Below are 17,944 nucleotides of genomic sequence, written 5' to 3'. Positions count from 1 at the left end.
TGCCTGTCCGCATCGACGCGCCTAAGAAGCAGGCGCACCCATCGCAGGATTGTCAGATGAGCTTTCTGTCCCAGACCCTCGCCCGCGTCAAACCCTCTGCCACGATCGCGATCACAGATCGCGCCCGCGAACTGGCCGCCGAGGGCCGCGACATCATCAGCCTGTCCGCCGGAGAGCCGGATTCACGACACGCCCGAACATCCGCGAGGCCGCGTCAAGGCCGCGATTGACGCGGGCCATACCCGCTATACGGCGGTCGATGGCATCCCCGAGCTCAAGCGCGCGATCTGCGACAAATTCCGCCGCGAAAACGGTCTGGACTATACCCCGGCCGAGGTGACGGTCGGCACAGGCGGCAAGCAGATCCTGTATAACGCCCTGATGGCGACGCTGAATCCGGGCGATGAGGTCATCATTCCGGCGCCCTATTGGGTCAGCTATCCCGATATGGTCCTGCTGGCGGGCGGCACGCCGGTCGTCATCGAGGCCGGGATGGACAATGGCTATCGCATCACGCCCGAACAGCTGGAACAGGCGATCACGCCGAGAACCAAATGGGTGATTCTGAATTCGCCCTCTAACCCGACGGGGGCGGGTTACGGCGCGGATCACCTGCGCGGGTTGGCGGATGTCTTGCTGCGTCACCCCGATGTCTGGGTGCTGGCCGATGACATTTACGAACATCTGGTCTTTGACGATTTCCGCTTTGCCACCATCGCGCAGGTCGAACCGGCGCTGAAATCGCGCACGCTGACCATGAATGGCGTCAGCAAGGCCTATGCGATGACCGGCTGGCAGATCGGTTATGGCGCCGCGCCCGAGGCGCTGATCAAGGCGATGGGCAAGCTGCAGTCGCAATCGACCTCGAATCCCTGTTCGATCAGCCAATATGCAGCGCTGGCCGCGCTGACCGGGCAGCAGGATTACATCGCGACCAGCCGTCTGGCGTTCCAGCGCCGTCGTGATCTGGTGGTTGCGGGCCTGAACACCTGTCCCGGCATCATCTGCCCGAAGCCCGAAGGGCGTTTACGTCTACCCTCGATCCGCGACCTGATCGGCAAGGCGACGGCGAATGGCATAACCATCGAAAATGACGAGATTTTCGCGACCGAATTGCTGAATGAAACCGGGGTCGCTGTGGTCTTTGGCGCGGCCTTCGGCCTGTCGCCGCATTTCCGCATTTCCTATGCGACCTCGGACGAGGTTCTGGCCGATGCCGTCGCGCGCATTCGTGGTTTCTGCAGATCCCTGCGCTGAATTGATTGTCGAGGGCGTCCAGACGCCCCGGCCTACCAGAAATGGCGGATCAGGCTGCTGTTGATTGCCGTGGTCGAGGCTGCGCCCGTGGCCGCGCTGTTCCTGCGACAGGCGCACGCCGCCATCCAGCCCGACATCGCGGCGCAGATGTTCAGGCACCGCACGCAGCGAGGCGAGGTGGATCCTTTCCTCATTCCAGTCGCGAAACGCACCCATGAACATGTCGATGAATGCCGGTGTCGCCAGCGGTGATTTGCGGTTGATCCTTTCCATGACGGTCTCCAGAAGGGCGCATTGCCCGTTGCTTGATACCGTGAAGATGCTAGCTTTTCGCGACCGGGACCAACCAAAGCTCGGTAAGCTTCCGCAAGGCCCGCTTATGTCCATGCCGCCGCTTGCCGCGATCCGGGTCTTTGAGGCCGTCGCGCGTCATCTCAGCTTTACCCGCGCCGCCGAGGAACTGGCGATGACGCAGGCCGGGGTCAGCTATCAGATCCGCATTCTGGAAGAAGCGGCGCTGGCGGCCCGCTGTTCCTGCGCAGGCCGCGCCGCATCGAGTCGACCGATCTGGGCGCACAGCTTGCCGCGCCGACCTCGGCGGCCTTCGACATGCTGCGCGACGCGGCTGATCAGGTCGAGATGCGGCAAAGCGTGCTGACGATTTCATCGCTGGTCAGTCTGGCAGGGAACTGGCTGGCGCCGCGGCTGGACCTGTTCCAGATGCAGCATCCCGAACTGACCGTGCGTCTGGAAACCACCGACCGCAGCGTCGATTTCTCGCGCGAGGATATCGATGTCGCGATCCGTTACGGCCGGGGCGAGTGGCCGGGGCTGGAAACGGTCTGGCTGATGGATTTCAATTTCTCGCCCATGCTGTCGCCGGCGCTGATCGAACGCGCGGGCGTGCGCGAACCTGCCGACCTGCTGCGCCTGCCGCGCATCGATCCGACGAACCGCGCCTGGTCGATCATCGGATGAAATCGGCGGGGGTCGATTTTCCGATGCGCCGGCGGTTCCCCGGCTGGTTCTGGGCACCCGGTTGCACGAGGCGCGGGTGGCGATGGCCGGGCGGGGAGTGGCGCTGCTGACCCCGCGCTTTTTCCGCTATGAACTGGCCAGCCAGGATCTGGTCCAGCCCTTCGCTCAGGTCAGCGGCAATGGCGCGTCCTATTGGCTGGTCTATCCCCCGGGGCGCAGGAACCGGCCTGCCATCCATAAGTTCCGCGCCTTTCTTCTGGATGAGATTGCAAAGGACAATCAACAGGCTGCGATCAATATGTGACCGGATGGCGGTGCGTTGCCGCGCCAGGCGTTTCGCGGTAGCTGGCCGGATCCGCATGCCCTGCGGGGCGGGGTTTCAGCGCAGCAGTTGCAGCCAGGCATTGATTGCGGACAGGGATTCGGTTTCGTCCAGAAAAGGAATATGGGCGCGATCCGGCACTTCGGCCAGGATCATGTCGGGCCGGCGGCGGTGCATTTCCCTGGCTGTCGCTGCCGACAAAAGGTCGGAATTCGCCCCGCGGATCAGGGCCAGCGGCAGTGCGGCCAGATCGAGCAAGGGCCAGCCATCAGGCAGCGGCCCGTCGAAAGCCGCAAGAAAGGCCTCTCTCAGCGCGGGATCGTAGTTGATCTGCAGCGACCCGTCCGGTTGGGCGATATAGTGGTGCCGCGCCTCTTGCAGCCAGCGTTCATGCGGCACATTCGCGAAGCCGGGCATGACACCCGGCAGCTTGGCGGCCAGTTCCTCATGGTTGCGCGCGGCGGGGTTGCGGCCGATGTAATCCTTGATGCGGTCAAGTCCGGGCTTTTCAATGACCGGGCCGATATCGTTCAGGCACAATCCCAGCATCCGGTCGCGCGACGTTGCCGCCAGAAACATCCCGATCAGCCCGCCGCGCGGGGTGCCCAGAATGGCGGCCTTTTCGATCCCCAGATGATCCAGCAGGGCGATGGCATCGGCGGCTTCCTGCGGGACGGTATAGGTGGCGGGCCCCGTCCAGTCCGAGCCGCCACGACCGCGATAATCGGGCCGGATCAGGCGCACATCCCGCAGATGCGGCGCCAGATAATCGAAATCGGACCCGTTCCGCGTCAGCCCGGCCAAAGCCAGAACCGGCAAACCCCGGCCTTCGTCGCGATAGGCAAGCCGGGCGCCATCTGCTGCGGTGAACTGCAGCAGATCCGGCATCACAGATTCTCCGATTGCGGCATGCCCAGAACGTGGTAACCGCCATCGACCAGCACGACCTCGCCCGTGGTGCAGGCGCCCCAGTCCGAGGTCAGCCAGACCGCCGTGCCGCCAATCGCCTCCAGCGTGGCATTGGCGCGCAGGGGGGCATTGGCTTCGGTGTGGCGATATGTTTTCCGCGCGCCGCCGATCGCCGCCCCGGCAAGCGTTTTCATCGGGCCGGGGCTGATCGCATTGACGCAGATCCCGTCCGGGCCAAGATCGTTCGCCAGATATCTGACGCTGGATTCCAATGCAGCCTTGGCCACCCCCATCACGTTGTAATACGGCGTCACCCGATTCGAGCCCGCATAGGTCAGCGTGATGATCGAGCCGCCATTCGTCATCAGAGGCTGCGCCCGGCGGGCGACATCGATCAGCGAATAGCAGGAAATCGTCAAGGAATTCTTAAAATTGTCGCGGCTGGTGTTGATGATGCGGCCGGTCAGCTCATTCTTGTCGGAAAAGGCGATGGCATGGACGATGATGTCCAGCCCGCCCCACCGCTTCTGGATCTCGGCAAAGCCGCGATCCAGCGATTCGTCATCGGTCACGTCCATGTCCAGAAGAAACTCCGAACCGACCGACCGGGCCAGCGGCTCGACCCGTTTGCCAAAGGCCTCACCCTGATAGGAAAAGGCAAGCTCGGCCCCCTGGGCCGCCAGCGCGCTGGCGATGCCCCAGGCAATCGAGCGCTCATTCGCGACGCCCATGACAAGCCCGCGTTTTCCCTTGAGCAATTCGGTCATGACTTAACCTTTTCTTATATCAATCGCGGTAAGACGAAAATGCCAGCGTCGCATTGGTGCCGCCAAAGCCGGGAAACTGTTGGAAAGGACCGAGATCGAAATCGACATCATCCACGCGCTTCAGCGCGATTTCCTCGGGGCGGATCTGCGGGTCCAGATCGGTTACATTGGCCGATGCCGCGATAAAGCGGTTCTGCATCATCAGCAGCGAATAGATCGCCTCATGCACGCCGGTCGCGCCAAGCGAATGGCCGGTCAGCGATTTGGTCGAGGCAGCAACCGGGGTCGAACCCATGCCAAAGATCCGGCGGATCGCGTCGATTTCGCCGACATCGCCAACCGGGGTCGAGGTGCCATGAGTATTGATATAGCTGATCTTGCGATCTTCGGGCAGCGTGGACAGGGCCAGGCGCATCGAACGCTCGCCACCCTCGCCCGACGGGGCGACCATGTCATAGCCGTCGCTGGTCGCGCCATATCCGGTGACCTCGGCGTAGATCCGGGCGCCGCGTGCCAGCGCGTGGGACAGTTCCTCCAGCACGACCACGCCGCCGCCGCCCGCGATGACAAAGCCGTCGCGCGTCGCATCATAGGCGCGCGACGCGGTTTCGGGCGTGTCGTTATATTTCGACGACATGGCGCCCATGGCGTCGAACAGGCAGCTGAGCGTCCAGTGCAGTTCTTCGCCGCCTCCGGCAAAGACGATGTCCTGCTTGCCCAACTGGATCTGTTCTACCCCGTTGCCGATGCAATGCGCGCTGGTCGAACAGGCCGAGGTGATCGAATAATTCACGCCCTTGATCTTGAACGGCGTCGCAAGACAGGCCGGAGTGGTCGAGGACATGCAGCGCGTCACCATGAAAGGCCCCATGCGCTGGGGCGCACCCTTTTCGATGACGGTGCGATGGGCGTCGAACAGGTTCGCGGTCGACGGCCCGCCCGATCCCATGATCAGACCGGTGCGCTCGTTCGACACATCCTTTTCCTCCAGCCCGGAATCGGCAATCGCCTGTTCCATCGCGATGAAATTATAGGCCGCACCCATGCCCATGAAACGCAGGTTGCGCTTGTCGATATGATCCTCGACCGTGATCCGGGGCATGCCGTGGACCTGACTGCGAAAGCCCAGCTCGGCATATTCGGGCGCAAAGACGATGCCCGAGCGGCCGGCCCTGAGGCTGTCGGTGACTTCGGCAGCATTGTTTCCGATGGGCGAGACGATCCCCAGCCCGGTGACGACGACGCGACGCATGACGTCCTCCTTTTTTCTGGGTCAGCTGGCGGACAAAGCCACCTTCATGTCCTTGACTTCATAGATCGTTTCGCCGTCGGCCTCGACCCGGCCATCGGCCACGCCCATGGTCAGGCGGCGGGTCTGGATCGCCTTGGTGAAATCGACGTGATAACGCAGCATCTTGCGGTCGGGGCGGACCATGCCGGTCAGCTTGACCTCGCCGACGCCAAGCGCGTAGCCGCGGCCCTGCCAGCCCCGCCAGCCCAGATTGAACCCGGTCAACTGCCACAGCCCGTCAAGGCCAAGGCAGCCCGGCATGATCGGATTTCCGGGAAAATGGCAGGTAAAGAACCACAGGTCGGGATGGATGTCGAATTCGGCGATGACATGCCCCTTGCCATGCAACCCGCCGTCGCCGGAAATCTCGGTGATGCGATCCATCATCAGCATCGGGGGCTCTGGCAGCTGGGCATTGCCCGGACCAAACAGCTCGCCGCGCGCGCGGGCAAGCAGATCTTCTATGTCAAAACTGGTCCGATTCATGGTCATATGTTGATCTGCCTGTCGCCTTTTCCAAAGGGGCGGCTGCCCCGAGGTGTTGTGGTTCGGTCTATCATCGCGTCCACAATACGTGCAAGTGTGCAGAAATTTATCACGGGAATCGCGGCGATGGCGCCCCAATGCGCGCCTTTTTTCCGCGACGGATCGCCGCTGTGCGGCAGCTTGCAAAGGATATCCGATGACCGATCGTGTTTTTCCCGCCCTGCAGACCCCGGACCTGCCCGTTCTGGGCCAGACGGCGGTTTTCCCCGTCCGGCGCATCTTTTGCGTCGGGCGCAATTATGTCGATCATGCCCGCGAAATGGGGTCCGAGGTCGATCGCGAAGCGCCGTTCTATTTCACCAAATCCGCCTTTGCGCTGGCCCGGTCGGGGCAGGTCCTGCCCTATCCGCCGGGCACCGAAAACTATCATCACGAGGTCGAGCTGGTCATCGCGATCGGCGCCCCGGCCTTTCGCATTGCCGCCGCGCAGGCGATGTCCGTCATCCACGGCTATGCCGTCGGGCTGGACATGACGCGGCGGGATCTGCAATCCGCGCTGAAAGACCAGCAACGGCCCTGGGATCTGGCCAAGGATGTCGAAAATTCGGCCGTGATCGGCACCATCACCCCCGCCGCCGGCTTTACCCCGGCAGGGCAGGCCATCCGGCTTGGGGTCAATGGTGTTATCCGTCAGGACGGGCAGGTGTCGGACATGGTCTGGCGCACCGCCGATCTGATCTGCCACCTGTCGGGCTATTATCATCTGCAACCGGGCGATCTGATCATGACCGGCACGCCCGCCGGTGTCGGCCCGGTGTCCCCCGGCGACGACATCCTGGCCGAGATCGACGGGTTGGAGCCGGTGACATTGTCGATTGGCGCTGCGGAATAGGCGAAAAAACGATTGCGTATTTTCGCAATCGTTTATATGCAATTGATATCGCCATTCCGGCACCCGATTGTGGAGAGTTCCCGATGTCCCGGCATCCCGAAGTGACCGGCTTTTTCGACAAGCGCACCTGGTCGATCCAATATGTCGTTGCGGACCTCGAAACCGGGGACTGCGCGATCATCGACCCCGTGCTGGATTACGACGAAAAATCCGGCGCGACGGCGACGCGGCATGCCGATGAAATCCTTGGGTTCATTGCGGAAAAAGGCTACAGGGTTCAGTGGATCCTGGACACCCATCCCCATGCCGACCATTTTTCCGCCGCCGCCTATCTGCGGGACCGGACCGGCGCGCCCACGGCCATCGGCGACAAGGTGGTCGAGGTGCAAAGGCTGTGGAAACAGATCTATAACTGGCCCGATTTTCCCGCGGACGGGTCGCAATGGGACCATCTTTTCGCGGATGACGAGGTGTTTCGGATCGGCGGCATTCCCGGCCGCGTGATCTTTTCGCCCGGTCATACGCTGGCCTCGATCACCTATGTGATCGGCGATGCGGCCTTTGTCCATGACACCCTGTTCATGCCCGACAGCGGCACGGCGCGGGCCGATTTTCCGGGGGGCAGCGCCGGCGTCCTGTGGGATCTGATCCAGCGCATCCTGTCCCTGCCCGACGAGACGCGCCTGTTCACCGGCCATGATTACCAGCCGGGCGGGCGTGCGCCGCAGTGGGAATCGACCGTGGCCGAACAGCGGGCCACGAACACCCATATCGCGGTCCATCGCACGAAACAGGCCTATGTCGCGGCGCGTCAGGCGCGCGACCGGACCCTGCCGATGCCCAAGCTGATCCTGCACGCGCTGCAGGTCAACACGAACGGCGGCCGCCTGCCTGCGCCCGAGGCGAATGGCCGGCGGTATCTGAAAATCCCGCTGGATGCGCTGGACGGGGCGGTCTGGGATTAGGCGATGCAGCCGCTCTTGCCCGAAACCGCCGAGATGCGGGAAAAAGTCGCAGAGGCCTCGGGCTTTCTGAAAAAGCTGGCCAACCCCGACCGGCTGCTGGTCGCCTGCGCGCTGGTCGAGGGCGAACGATCGGTGCGCGAGCTGGAGGACGCGCTTGGCATCCGCCAGCCCGGCCTGTCCCAACAGCTTGCCGCCCTGCGCGGGGCGGGGCTGATCGTCGGCCGGAAAGAGGGCAAGCAGGTCTTTTACCGGCTGGCCGATCCAAGGGTCGAGACCTTTATCCACACGATGCACGCGCTGTTTTGCAGATAGCGGCGCGTCACGACCAGACAGGCGACGGAAAACGGGGGCTGCAATGACCGAATTCACACCCTGGGCATCGCTGGCGGGCGGCGCGCTGATCGGTCTGGCCGCCGTGCTGCTGATGGCGCTTCACGGCCGGATCGCGGGGATTTCCGGCATCCTGACCGGGATCCTGCCACCCGTGGCAAGGGATTGGGGCTGGCGCGCGGCCTTTTTGCTGGGTGCGGTTCTGGCGCCTGCGGGCATCGTCGGACTGGGCGCAACGCTGCCCTTTGACAGCCCGGTTCCGGCCTTCTGGGTCGTGACCGGCGGGTTTGTCGCCGGGATCGGCGTGCAACTGGGCGGCGGCTGCACTTCGGGGCATGGCGTCTGCGGACTGGCGCGGCTGTCGCGCCGGTCCATCGCGGCGACGCTGGTTTTCATGCTGACGACGGCGGTGACGGTTTACGTCATCCGTCATGTCATGGGGGGATGGTGATGGCGCGGCTTATGGGCGGTTTCGTGATCGGGCTGGTCTTTGGTGCGGGAATTGCGCTGTCGGGCATGATCAACCCCGCCAAGGTTCTGAATTTCTTTGACCTTGCCGGGAATTGGGATCCGTCTCTGGCCTTTGTCATGGGCGGTGCGCTGGTGGTGACGGCGCTTGGCTATCGTTTTGTCCTGCGCCGTCCCGGCCCTGTGCTGGCGCGCGCGTTTCACCTGCCCGTGCGGCGGGACATCGACCTGCCCCTGCTGGGCGGTGCGGCGATTTTCGGCATGGGCTGGGGCATCACCGGCTTTTGTCCCGGCGGTTCGATCCCGGCCTTGGGGCTGGGCGAGCCTGCGGCGCTGATGTTCGTTGCCGCCTTGGCGGCCGGCATCATGGCCGCGCGCAGGCTGCGCGGCCCGGCGGGGTGATCCGGCATGAGGCGCCTTGGCCGCTATCTGCCGATCCTCGACTGGGCGCGCAGCTATGACCGGCAGACGCTGGAAAGCGATCTGCTGGCGGCGGTGATCGTCACGATCATGCTGATCCCGCAATCGCTGGCCTATGCGATGCTGGCGGGACTGCCGCCCGAGGTCGGGCTGTACGCCTCGATCCTGCCGCTGGTCGCCTATGCGGTTTTCGGGACCAGCCGGGCGCTGGCGGTCGGGCCGGTGGCGGTGGTGTCGCTGATGACGGCCTCGGCCATCGGGCAGATGGCACAACAGGGGACGGCGGATTATATCGCGGCGACCGTGGTGCTGGCGCTGATGTCGGGGCTGATGCTGGTCGCCATGGGCCTGTTTCGTCTGGGTTTTCTGGCGAATTTCCTGTCACATCCGGTGATTTCGGGCTTTATCACCGCATCGGGCCTGCTGATCGCTGCGGGGCAGTTGCGTCACCTGCTGGGCATATCGGGCGGCGGGCAGACGCTGCCACAGATCCTGCGGGGGCTGGTCGAACATGGCGCCGGGACCAATGGGATCACGCTGATGATCGGGGTCGGCGTGCTGGGCTTTCTGGTCTTTGCCCGGACCCGGCTGAAGGGTGTGCTGACGCGCGCGGGCCTGCCCTCCCGCCCGGCCGGGATGCTGACCAAGGCCGCGCCGATTCTGGCCGTGGCGGCAACCGTCGCGCTGTCGGCGGGGCTGCAACTGGCGACGCGCGGCGTGCCTGTCGTCGGTGCCATCCCGCAGGGGCTGCCGGTGCCGGGGCTGCCGCGGATCGACATGCAGATGGTCCGCGCGCTGGCCTTGCCCGCCTTTCTGATTTCCATCGTTGGCTTTGTCGAATCGGTGTCGGTGGCGCAGACCCTGGCCTCGCGACGGCGCCAGAGGATCGACCCGAATCAGGAATTGCTGGGTCTGGGGGCGGCCAACATCGCCTCGGGTCTGACCTCTGGCTATCCGGTGACGGGGGGATTTGCGCGGTCGGTGGTGAATTTCGATGCCGGGGCGCAAACCCCGGCGGCGGGCGTGTTTACGGCGATCGGCATCGCGCTGGCCGCGCTGCTGCTGACCCCCTTGCTGGCCGATCTGCCGCAGGCGACGCTGGCCGCGACGATCATCGTCGCCGTGCTGTCGCTGGTCGATGTCGGGGCGATGCGGCGGGTCTGGGCCTATTCGCGGTCGGATTTCGCGGCGATGGCCGCGACCGTTCTGGCCACGCTGCTGGCCGGGGTCGAGCTGGGCATCGTCGCGGGTGTCGTGCTGTCGCTGGTCCTGCATCTGTATCGCAGCAGCAAGCCCCATATGGCCGTCGTCGGGCAGGTTCCGGGGACCGAGCATTACCGCAACATCCGCCGCCACGAGGTCCGCACCTGTCCCGAAGTCCTGTCGCTCCGCGTCGATGAAAGCCTGTATTTCGCCAACTCCCGCTATCTTGAGGATCGGGTTTCGGCGCTGGTCGCGGAACGAACCGAACTGCGCCATCTGGTGCTGATGTGTTCGGCGATCAATGCCATCGACGCCTCGGCCCTGGAAAGCCTGACCGAAATCAACCGGCGCCTGACCGAGGCGGGGATCGGTTTCCACCTGTCCGAGGTCAAGGGGCCGGTCATGGACCGCTTGCGCGGCACCGAATTGCTGCACGCGCTGAACGGCCGGGTCTTTCTCAGCCAGCACGAGGCCGCCTGCGTGCTGGAGGGGCGCTGCTAGGGCGCTTCGTTGACATGCCGAAATGCCGCAGGCTTTTGTTCTTGGGCATTTTCGGGCGCGAAACCGGCATCCGCTTTGCTGAAAATGCTTTAGGGCAGGGTCACGCCGACATTGTCGATCAGCCGCACCCCGTCCAGCCATGCCGCGACCAGCAGCCGCGCCGGCCGGTCGGGCAGGACCGGGCCAAGCGTGGCGGCATCGCGCAGTTCCAGATATTCGACCTCTCCGAAACCGGCATCGGCAATGGTGGCCAGCGCCGATGCCAGCGCCTGCTGTTCGGGGGTGCCGGATTCGATCTGGCGGGCGGCCTCGAACAGGGCGGCGGGCAGGGCGGCGGCCTGCGCGCGGCCCTGTGGCGTCAGGCGCTGGTTGCGCGACGACAGGGCCAGCCCGTCATCCGCGCGGATGCTGGGGCAGGGGATGATCTCGACCGGCAGTTTCAGGTCCTGAACCAGCCGGGTCACGACCTGCAACTGCTGCCAGTCCTTTTCCCCGAAATACGCGCGGTCGGCCTGCGTCATGTTGAACAGCAGCGTCACCACCGTCGCCACGCCGTCGAAATGGCCGGGACGATGCGCGCCTTCCAGCGGTTCGCTGATGCCAGAGACCGACACGACCGTCGCATGGGATGGCGGATAGACCTGCGCCGCGTCGGGGACAAAGACCGCATCGACGCCAAGGGGCGCCAGCAGCGCGGCATCGCTGTCTTCGGTCCTGGGATATCTGGCGAAATCCTCGGCGCTGTTGAACTGGCGCGGGTTGACGAAGATCGTCACGATCACCCGGTCGCAGCTTTCCCGCGCGCGGCGCACAAGGCTGAGGTGGCCGTCGTGCAGCGCGCCCATCGTGGGGACGACACCGATCACCTGACCGTCGGCTTTCCACTGCCGGACGGCGGCGCGCAGATCGGCCAGATCGGGCAGGATCGGCGCGCTCATGCGGGTTTTCCGGTGCTGGCAAAGGAATGTTCGGGGGCGGGAAAGCGCCGCGCGCGGACATCGGCGGCATAGGCGGCGATGGCGTCCTGCCCGTCGCGGGCGAATTCGGCATAGCGTTTAACGAATTTCGGGCGGAAATCGGCGAAAAGCCCCAGCATGTCATCGACGACCAGCACCTGCCCGTCGCAGCCGACGCCCGCACCGATGCCGATGGTCGGCACGGCGATCTGTCCGGTGATGCGGGCGCCCAGATCCTCGGGCAGCTTTTCCAGCACCACGCTGAAGGCCCCCGCGTCGGTGATCGCCCGCGCATCCGCCAGCACGCGGTCGCCATCCGCGCCACGGCCCTGCACCTTGTAGCCGCCAAGCGTATTGACCGCCTGCGGCGTCAGCCCGACATGACCCATGACCGGGATGCCCCGCGCCACCAGAAAGGCGATGGTGTCGGCCATGTGCTGCCCGCCTTCCAGCTTGACCGCGCTGACAGCCGGTCTCGGCCATGAGCCGCGCGGCATTGCGGAAGGCCTGTTCCGGCCCTTCCTCATAGCTGCCAAAGGGCATGTCGACGACCATGCAGGCGCGCTGCAACCCGCGCGCCACGGCCTTGCCGTGCAGGATCATCATCTCCAGCGTGACGCCCAGGGTCGAGGGCAGGCCGTGCAGCACCATGCCCAGGCTGTCGCCGACCAGCGCGATATCGCAAGAGGCATCGACCAGACGCGCGACCGGGGTGGTATAGGCGGTCAGGCAGACGATCGGCTCGCGCCCCTTGCGGGCGCGGATATCGGTCGGGGTCAGTTGCCCCGTGGTCCCTGGCGTGGCGCTCATCTGTTCTCCTCCTGCGACGAATCCCTGTCGCGGATGCAGATAGCAGGTCACCAGCCCCGAGACCATTTTTTCCGTCATCGCAGCCGTTTCGAATGAAATGCCGGATGTGATCACAACTGCCCCGGATTGCGGGCGGGGCGCCTTGGCAGGCGCTGCCGGGTGATGCCATTTCCCGCAATCGCGGGGTGAATTTCGCCCGGAGGCGATCTGCATCGGGTTTGATTGTGGCGCACCATCAGGGCGGGCGTTTCGATTTCGGGATAATGCGGCGCGGAAATCTATTCCTGTTCCCGTTCTTGTCCGGCGATCTTTTTCGCGGCGAAGGGGTGCGGGATCTGGGCGCATATGCCAATGCAAGGCCTGTGCCCCGCCCGCATTCGGCAGCAGACCAACGGCGAAACGTCGACGTCGGACCAATGCCCGACCATCGCGACATCCCCGAAGGGAAACCAAATTTTCAGATGATTTTCTGGAGCGGGCGATGAGATTCGAACTCACGACCCTAACCTTGGCAAGGTTATGCTCTACCCCTGAGCTACGCCCGCACTCCATCCCGGTGGTGTTCCCCGCCGGTGAGGGGTGATTTATTGAACGTTGCGGGGGGTGCAAGGGCAAAAAACCGGGTTTGTTGAAATTTCTGTCACCAAGGCGGATTTCCCCGGATTTTCGCGATAACTGCCCCGAACAGGCACCGGAATTGACAAGATCGGACCTACCCGGAATGCTGGCCTTGCCGCATTTTCGACGGCAGAGGTGCAGATGAAGGCCCCCGATCCGCTGACCGGCTTTGTCCGCGAAGCCCTGTCCGCAGGCCAGCCCCCGATCCCATCCGCGCGGCGCTGATCGAGGCGGGCTGGCGCGAATCCGAGGCACGGCTGGCGTTGCAGGGCTGGGCGATCTTGCCCGGCATGCCGCCCGCGCCGCGCCCGCGCCCCTATGTTTCGGCGCGCGAGGCTCTGCTTTTCGGGCTGTTGTTCCTGTCGCTGGCGGTGGTCTGCGGACATATCTGCTCGCTTGGCTTTTACCTGATCGACCGGCTTGTGACAGATGCGGATGCGGCCAACCGTCAGGCGAGCAGCGCGGTGCGTTGGGGCGTGGCGGCGCTGCTGACTTTCGTGCCGCTGTTCTTGCTGCTGGATCGTCGCGCGCGCCGCATGGATGGCGATGGCATGCCACGGCGCCGGTCGCTGGTGCGCCGCTGGCTGGCGACAATCACGCTGTTTGCGGCCTCTCTGGTCCTGCTGGCCGACCTTGCGATGACGATCTATTCGCTGCTCAGCGGCGAGTTGACACTGCGCTTTGCGCTGAAGGCCGGATTGGTTGCACTGACCGCGCTGTTGATCTTTGGCTATTACCGGGACGAAATGGATGCGTGACCGGTTGAGGACAGTGGCGACCGTCGGGATCGCCGCATTGTCGGCGGGGCTTGTCGTCGCCGCGCTTGCCCTGACGGGCGGACCGGTTCACGCGCGCCGGGAATATCGCGACAACATTCGCATGCGGGATCTGCGCGAGATTGCCCGGCATGTCGGCTGCGCCGTGGAAGGCAGCACCGGCCCGCTGCCTGCCAGTCCCGAGGCCGTGGCGGGCTGCGGCAACCCGCCCCGGATGCTGGACCCTTATACCGGGCAGCCCTATCGCTATGAGGTTCTGGACCTGCGAACCGTTCGCCTGTGCGCGGGGTTCGAGTTGCCTCCGGATCCGCACCAGCAGGGGGCGAATGAATCCATCGGCGCGGATCCCGATTGCCGCGATCTGCGCGTCTGGCGACCGGATGCCGTCCTTGATGCGTCGCCAAACGCGGATGGCTAGCGCATGAAAAAGGGGCCGGTTGCGCGGCCCCCATCGGTTCCTGTGATCTGGCGGATTTATTCGATTTCGACCATCAGATCCTTGGCGTCGATCTGTTCGCCGGGGCGGACATGCAGGGCCTTGATCGTGCCGGCGCGATCGGCGTGGATGCCGGTTTCCATCTTCATCGCCTCGATCGTCAGCAAGAGGTCGCCGGGGTTGACGCGGGCGCCCTGGGTCACCGCGACCGTGGCGACGACGCCGGGCATCGGTGCACCGATCTGGCCGGGGTTCGCGGGGTCGGCCTTGGGCCGGGCGCTGGCGGTCGATTTCACCAGACGGTTCGGCACGCGGATGACGCGGGGCTGGCCGTTCAGTTCGAAAAACACCTTCACATCGCCGCTTTCATCGGTGTCGCCGATGGTTTGCAGGCGGATTTCCAGCGTCTTGCCGGGGTCGATTTCGGCCTCGATTTCTTCGCCCGGTTCCATCCCGTAGAAAAAGGTCCGGGTGGGCAGGGTGCGGACCGGGCCATACATGCGGTGCCGGCCCATGTAGTCCAGAAAGACCTTGGGATACATCAGATAGCCGTTCAGGTCCTCGTTATCTATGGTCATGCCTTCCAACTCGTCCGAGACATCGGCGCGGGTCTGTTCCAGATCGACCGGCTCCATCGAGGCGCCGGGGCGCGTGGTCAGGGGCGCCTCGCCCTTCAGCACCTTGCGCTGCAGCGCCTCGGGCCAGCCGCCGGGGGGCTGGCCCAGATTGCCGCGCATCATGTCGATCACCGAATCGGGGAATGACACCTCGGTGCCCGGATCCTCGACCTGCGCGCGGGTCAGGCCCTGAGCCACCATCATCAGGGCCATGTCGCCCACGACCTTGGACGAGGGCGTGACCTTGACGATATCGCCGAACATGCGGTTGACCTCGGCATAGGTTTTCGCGACGTCGTGCCAGCGGTCTTCCAGCCCGAGGCTGCGCGCCTGCGCCTTGAGGTTGGTGAACTGGCCGCCGGGCATTTCATGCAGCCAGACCTCGGACGCCGGGGCATCCAGACCCGATTCAAAGGCCGCATATTGGCCCTGCACCGCTTCCCAATAGTTGGAAATCTCGCGGATCGCCTCGATATCCAGCCCGGTGTCGCGGTCGGTGTGGCGCAGCGCCTCGACCACGGACCCAAGCGTCGGCTGCGAGGTATTGCCCGAAAACGCATCCATCGCGCAATCGACCGCATCGACGCCCGCATCGGCCGCGGCCAGCACGGTCGCGCCCGCGATGCCGCCGGTGTCATGGGTGTGGAAATGGACGGGCAGGCCGACCTCTTCCTTGAGCGCCTTGACCAGAACGCGGGCGGCGGCGGGTTTCAGCAGGCCCGCCATGTCCTTCAGGCCCAGAACATGGGCGCCCGCATCACGCAATTCCTGCGCCATGCCGACATAGTATTTCAGATCGTATTTGGCGCGGTCGGGGTCCAGAATGTCGCCGGTATAGCAGACCGTGGCTTCGGCAGACCTTGCTCGGCCTCGATCACCGCATCCATCGCGATGCGCATGTTTTCGACCCAGTTCAGGCTGTCGAAGACGCGGAACACATCGACGCCAGATCCGGTTGTCTCTGACGCACGAATTCCTGCACGACATTGTCGGGGTAATTCGTATAGCCGACCCTGTTCGAGGCCCGCAGCAGCATCTGCGTCATCAGGTCTCGGCATGCGCGCGCGCAGGTCGCGCAGGCGCTGCCACGGGCATTCCTGCAAGAAGCGATAGGCCACGTCGAAGGTCGCCCTGCCCCAGCATTCGACGCTGAACAGATCGGGCAGGTTCGCGGCATAGCTGGGCGCGACGCGAATCATGTCCAGCGACCGCATCCGGGTAGCCAGCAGCGACTGGTGGCCGTCGCGCATGGTCGTGTCGGTGATCAGCAGCTTTTTCTGCGCCAGCATCCAGTCGGCGACGGCCTGCGGTCCCTGTTCGTTCAGCAGTTGCAGCGTGCCGGGCGCCGGTTCCGCGCGGGGCGCGGGGGCGACCGGAATGCGCGCCTCGGCCGGGGCAGGGGGCGGCCTGCGGTTTCCGGGTGACCGTTGACGGTGATATCGGCGATATAGATCAACAGCTTGGTGGCGCGGTCGCGGCGTTTGCGGAACTGGAACAGATCCGGCGTCGTGTCGATGAATTTCGTCGTATAGGTGTCGTCCAGAAAGGTCGGGTGTTTCAGCAGGTTGATGACGAAATCAATATTCGTGCTGACGCCCCGCACCCGGAATTCGCGCAGGGCGCGGTCCATGCGCTTGATCGCCTGTTCGGGGGTCTGCGCCCATGCGGTCACCTTGACCAGCAGGCTGTCATAATAGCGCGTGATCACACCGCCCGCATAGGCGGTGCCGCCGTCCAGACGGATGCCCATGCCCGTGGCCGAGCGATAGGCGGTCAGGCGGCCATAGTCGGGGATGAAGTTGTTCAGCGGGTCTTCGGTCGTGACCCGGCATTGCAGCGCATGGCCCGACAGGGTGATGTCGGACTGGCTGGCATGGCCGGTGGCCTGCGCCAGAGTCGCGCCTTCGGCGATCCGGATCTGGGCCTGCACGATGTCGATGCCGGTGACTTCTTCGGTGACGGTATGTTCGACCTGAACGCGGGGGTTGACCTCGATGAAATAGAACTGCTGGCTGTCCATATCCATCAGGAATTCGACGGTGCCCGCGTTCTGATAGCCGACCGCCTGACCGATCTTCAGCGCAAGGCCGCAGACTTCGGCGCGCTGCTCGTCGGTCAGATAGGGGCGCGGGGCGCGTTCGACGACCTTCTGGTTGCGGCGCTGCACGGTGCAGTCGCGTTCAAACAGGTGGTAAAGCCCGCCGTGGCTGTCGCCCAGCAGTTGCACCTCGACATGGCGGGCGCGCAGGATCATCTTTTCCAGATAGCCTTCGCCATTGCCGAATGCCGCCTCGGCCTCGCGCCGGCCTTCGCGGACCTTTTCGGCCAGTTCATCGGCGGAATTGATCGGCCGCATCCCGCGACCGCCGCCGCCCCAGCTGGCTTTCAGCATCAGGGGATAGCCGATTTCGGCGGCCTCGGTGCGGATCGCGTCGAAATCATCGCCCAGAACCTCGGTCGCGGGAATGACCGGCACGCCCGCGCCGATCGCCACGCGCCGCGCGCTGGCCTTGTCGCCAAGGGCGCGCATCGTATCCGCCGACGGGCCGATGAATGTGATCCCGGCGGCATGGCAGGCATCGACGAAATCGGGGTTTTCCGACAAGAGGCCATAGCCCGGATGGATCGCATCGGCACCGCATTCGCGGGCAACGCGGATGATTTCGGGGATCGACAGATAGGCCGCGACCGGACCCAGCCCTTCGCCGATCCGGTAGGCCTCATCCGCCTTGAAGCGGTGCAGGCCCAGCTTGTCCTCTTCGGCATAGACGGCGACCGTCTTTTTCCCCAACTCGTTCGCCGCCCGCATCACACGGATCGCGATTTCTCCGCGGTTGGCGACAAGAATTTTCTTGAACATCGGCTCTCCCCTGCGCGTCATTCCGGCATCCTGTGCATGCTGCGATGCGGCGCAAGCGGCGCGATGCAACATTTGCAACTTT

Annotated in this window: 17 protein-coding genes, 1 tRNA gene and 3 pseudogenes; 13 read left to right on the top strand and 8 right to left on the bottom strand. The window is 64.6% G+C overall.

Going from position 1 to position 17,944, the window contains the following annotated elements:
• Positions 1–56 precede the first annotated feature (56 nt).
• The 5 genes and pseudogenes from PE067_RS06035 to PE067_RS06015 all read left to right on the top strand — a co-directional run bounded on the left by PE067_RS06035 (position 57) and on the right by PE067_RS06015 (position 2,539).
• Positions 57–1,257: pseudogene (locus PE067_RS06035) on the top strand (pyridoxal phosphate-dependent aminotransferase).
• A 60-nt stretch (positions 1,258–1,317) separates the two neighbouring features.
• Positions 1,318–1,509 carry a hypothetical protein gene (locus PE067_RS06030; protein WP_276188278.1) on the top strand — a complete coding sequence of 64 codons (192 nt, stop codon included), beginning with the start codon at positions 1,318–1,320 and terminating at the stop codon, positions 1,507–1,509.
• Positions 1,510–1,636: 127 nt separating this feature from the next.
• Complete coding sequence (locus PE067_RS06025) at positions 1,637–1,915, top strand: LysR family transcriptional regulator (RefSeq protein WP_276188277.1); 279 nt, start codon at positions 1,637–1,639, stop codon at positions 1,913–1,915.
• Positions 1,867–2,235 (top strand): LysR substrate-binding domain-containing protein, encoded by a 369-nt coding sequence (locus PE067_RS06020; protein WP_276188276.1) that lies wholly within the window; start codon positions 1,867–1,869, stop codon positions 2,233–2,235. The genes PE067_RS06025 and PE067_RS06020 overlap by 49 nt, the downstream gene beginning before the upstream one ends.
• Positions 2,236–2,317: 82 nt before the next feature.
• Positions 2,318–2,539, top strand: a complete 222-nt coding sequence (locus PE067_RS06015; RefSeq protein WP_276188275.1) for a LysR substrate-binding domain-containing protein — start codon at positions 2,318–2,320, stop codon at positions 2,537–2,539.
• A gap of 75 nt (positions 2,540–2,614) precedes the next feature.
• On the opposite strand, the gene PE067_RS06010 is transcribed toward PE067_RS06015, so the two are convergent.
• Genes PE067_RS06010 through fabA form a run of 4 tightly spaced genes read right to left on the bottom strand, consistent with a single transcriptional unit; the run spans position 2,615 to position 6,016 of the window.
• The gene (locus tag PE067_RS06010; protein ID WP_276188313.1) at positions 2,615–3,436 is read right to left on the bottom strand and encodes an alpha/beta hydrolase; all 822 of its coding nucleotides are present in this window, start codon (positions 3,434–3,436) and stop codon (positions 2,615–2,617) included.
• 8 nt (positions 3,437–3,444) lie between these two features.
• A complete protein-coding gene (locus PE067_RS06005) occupies positions 3,445–4,233 on the bottom strand; it encodes an enoyl-ACP reductase (protein WP_276188274.1) in 789 nt (262 codons plus the stop codon).
• Positions 4,234–4,252: 19 nt separating this feature from the next.
• Positions 4,253–5,485, bottom strand: coding sequence for a beta-ketoacyl-ACP synthase I (fabB, locus tag PE067_RS06000; RefSeq protein ID WP_276188273.1), 1,233 nt, complete (start codon positions 5,483–5,485; stop codon positions 4,253–4,255).
• Between the two features lie 21 nt (positions 5,486–5,506).
• Positions 5,507–6,016 carry a bifunctional 3-hydroxydecanoyl-ACP dehydratase/trans-2-decenoyl-ACP isomerase gene (gene fabA, locus PE067_RS05995; RefSeq protein ID WP_276188272.1) on the bottom strand — a complete coding sequence of 170 codons (510 nt, stop codon included), beginning with the start codon at positions 6,014–6,016 and terminating at the stop codon, positions 5,507–5,509.
• Between the two features lie 190 nt (positions 6,017–6,206).
• On the opposite strand from fabA, the gene PE067_RS05990 reads away from it, so the two are divergent.
• The 6 genes from PE067_RS05990 to sulP all read left to right on the top strand — a co-directional run bounded on the left by PE067_RS05990 (position 6,207) and on the right by sulP (position 10,789).
• Positions 6,207–6,902, top strand: coding sequence for a fumarylacetoacetate hydrolase family protein (locus PE067_RS05990; protein ID WP_276188271.1), 696 nt, complete (start codon positions 6,207–6,209; stop codon positions 6,900–6,902).
• Positions 6,903–6,985: 83 nt separating this feature from the next.
• Positions 6,986–7,867 carry an MBL fold metallo-hydrolase gene (locus PE067_RS05985; RefSeq protein ID WP_276188270.1) on the top strand — a complete coding sequence of 294 codons (882 nt, stop codon included), beginning with the start codon at positions 6,986–6,988 and terminating at the stop codon, positions 7,865–7,867.
• Positions 7,868–7,870: 3 nt separating this feature from the next.
• Positions 7,871–8,179: a metalloregulator ArsR/SmtB family transcription factor gene (locus tag PE067_RS05980; protein ID WP_276188269.1), complete on the top strand. Its 309-nt coding sequence runs from the start codon at positions 7,871–7,873 to the stop codon at positions 8,177–8,179.
• Between the two features lie 43 nt (positions 8,180–8,222).
• On the top strand, positions 8,223–8,648 hold the full coding sequence (locus PE067_RS05975; RefSeq protein ID WP_276188268.1) for a YeeE/YedE family protein: 426 nt from the start codon (positions 8,223–8,225) through the stop codon (positions 8,646–8,648).
• Positions 8,648–9,067: a DUF6691 family protein gene (locus tag PE067_RS05970; RefSeq protein ID WP_276188267.1), complete on the top strand. Its 420-nt coding sequence runs from the start codon at positions 8,648–8,650 to the stop codon at positions 9,065–9,067. The genes PE067_RS05975 and PE067_RS05970 overlap by 1 nt, the downstream gene beginning before the upstream one ends.
• Before the next feature lie 6 nt (positions 9,068–9,073).
• Entirely contained in the window at positions 9,074–10,789 is a 1,716-nt protein-coding gene (gene sulP / locus PE067_RS05965) for a sulfate permease (RefSeq protein ID WP_276188266.1), read from the top strand.
• An 89-nt stretch (positions 10,790–10,878) separates the two neighbouring features.
• On the opposite strand, the gene panC is transcribed toward sulP, so the two are convergent.
• From panC to PE067_RS05950, 3 genes and pseudogenes are all read right to left on the bottom strand, one after another.
• A complete protein-coding gene (panC, locus tag PE067_RS05960; protein ID WP_276188265.1) occupies positions 10,879–11,727 on the bottom strand; it encodes a pantoate--beta-alanine ligase in 849 nt (282 codons plus the stop codon).
• Positions 11,724–12,555 (bottom strand): annotated as a pseudogene (panB, locus tag PE067_RS05955) (3-methyl-2-oxobutanoate hydroxymethyltransferase). The gene panC and the pseudogene panB overlap by 4 nt, the downstream one beginning before the upstream one ends.
• 470 nt (positions 12,556–13,025) lie before the next feature.
• A tRNA-Gly gene (locus PE067_RS05950) sits at positions 13,026–13,100 on the bottom strand.
• A gap of 336 nt (positions 13,101–13,436) precedes the next feature.
• Here PE067_RS05950 and PE067_RS05945 point away from each other — a divergent pair.
• Positions 13,437–13,931: a DUF5671 domain-containing protein gene (locus tag PE067_RS05945; RefSeq protein WP_276188264.1), complete on the top strand. Its 495-nt coding sequence runs from the start codon at positions 13,437–13,439 to the stop codon at positions 13,929–13,931.
• Positions 13,924–14,367, top strand: a complete 444-nt coding sequence (locus PE067_RS05940) for a hypothetical protein (RefSeq protein WP_276188263.1) — start codon at positions 13,924–13,926, stop codon at positions 14,365–14,367. The genes PE067_RS05945 and PE067_RS05940 overlap by 8 nt, the downstream gene beginning before the upstream one ends.
• Before the next feature lie 56 nt (positions 14,368–14,423).
• Here the strand turns inward: PE067_RS05940 and PE067_RS05935 are convergent.
• Positions 14,424–17,862 (bottom strand): annotated as a pseudogene (locus tag PE067_RS05935) (pyruvate carboxylase).
• Positions 17,863–17,944: the final 82 nt, after the last annotated feature.

Source organism: Paracoccus sp. DMF-8, from assembly GCF_029309835.1.
In the GTDB taxonomy this organism is placed as follows: domain Bacteria; phylum Pseudomonadota; class Alphaproteobacteria; order Rhodobacterales; family Rhodobacteraceae; genus Paracoccus.
The sequence above is the reverse complement of the archived record's forward strand: the minus strand, read 5'-3'. Positions and strand labels throughout refer to the sequence as shown.

Coding starts and splice junctions, on each gene's coding strand:
- PE067_RS06025 (WP_276188277.1), top strand. CDS start 1,637: ATGTCCATGCCGCCGCTTGCCGCGATCCGGGTCTTTGAGGCCGTCGCG.
- PE067_RS06020 (WP_276188276.1), top strand. CDS start 1,867: ATGCTGCGCGACGCGGCTGATCAGGTCGAGATGCGGCAAAGCGTGCTG.
- PE067_RS06015 (WP_276188275.1), top strand. CDS start 2,318: ATGGCCGGGCGGGGAGTGGCGCTGCTGACCCCGCGCTTTTTCCGCTAT.
- PE067_RS06005 (WP_276188274.1), bottom strand. CDS start 4,233: ATGACCGAATTGCTCAAGGGAAAACGCGGGCTTGTCATGGGCGTCGCG.
- fabB (WP_276188273.1), bottom strand. CDS start 5,485: ATGCGTCGCGTCGTCGTCACCGGGCTGGGGATCGTCTCGCCCATCGGA.
- fabA (WP_276188272.1), bottom strand. CDS start 6,016: ATGACCATGAATCGGACCAGTTTTGACATAGAAGATCTGCTTGCCCGC.
- PE067_RS05990 (WP_276188271.1), top strand. CDS start 6,207: ATGACCGATCGTGTTTTTCCCGCCCTGCAGACCCCGGACCTGCCCGTT.
- PE067_RS05985 (WP_276188270.1), top strand. CDS start 6,986: ATGTCCCGGCATCCCGAAGTGACCGGCTTTTTCGACAAGCGCACCTGG.
- PE067_RS05980 (WP_276188269.1), top strand. CDS start 7,871: ATGCAGCCGCTCTTGCCCGAAACCGCCGAGATGCGGGAAAAAGTCGCA.
- PE067_RS05975 (WP_276188268.1), top strand. CDS start 8,223: ATGACCGAATTCACACCCTGGGCATCGCTGGCGGGCGGCGCGCTGATC.
- PE067_RS05970 (WP_276188267.1), top strand. CDS start 8,648: ATGGCGCGGCTTATGGGCGGTTTCGTGATCGGGCTGGTCTTTGGTGCG.
- sulP (WP_276188266.1), top strand. CDS start 9,074: ATGAGGCGCCTTGGCCGCTATCTGCCGATCCTCGACTGGGCGCGCAGC.
- panC (WP_276188265.1), bottom strand. CDS start 11,727: ATGAGCGCGCCGATCCTGCCCGATCTGGCCGATCTGCGCGCCGCCGTC.
- PE067_RS05940 (WP_276188263.1), top strand. CDS start 13,924: ATGCGTGACCGGTTGAGGACAGTGGCGACCGTCGGGATCGCCGCATTG.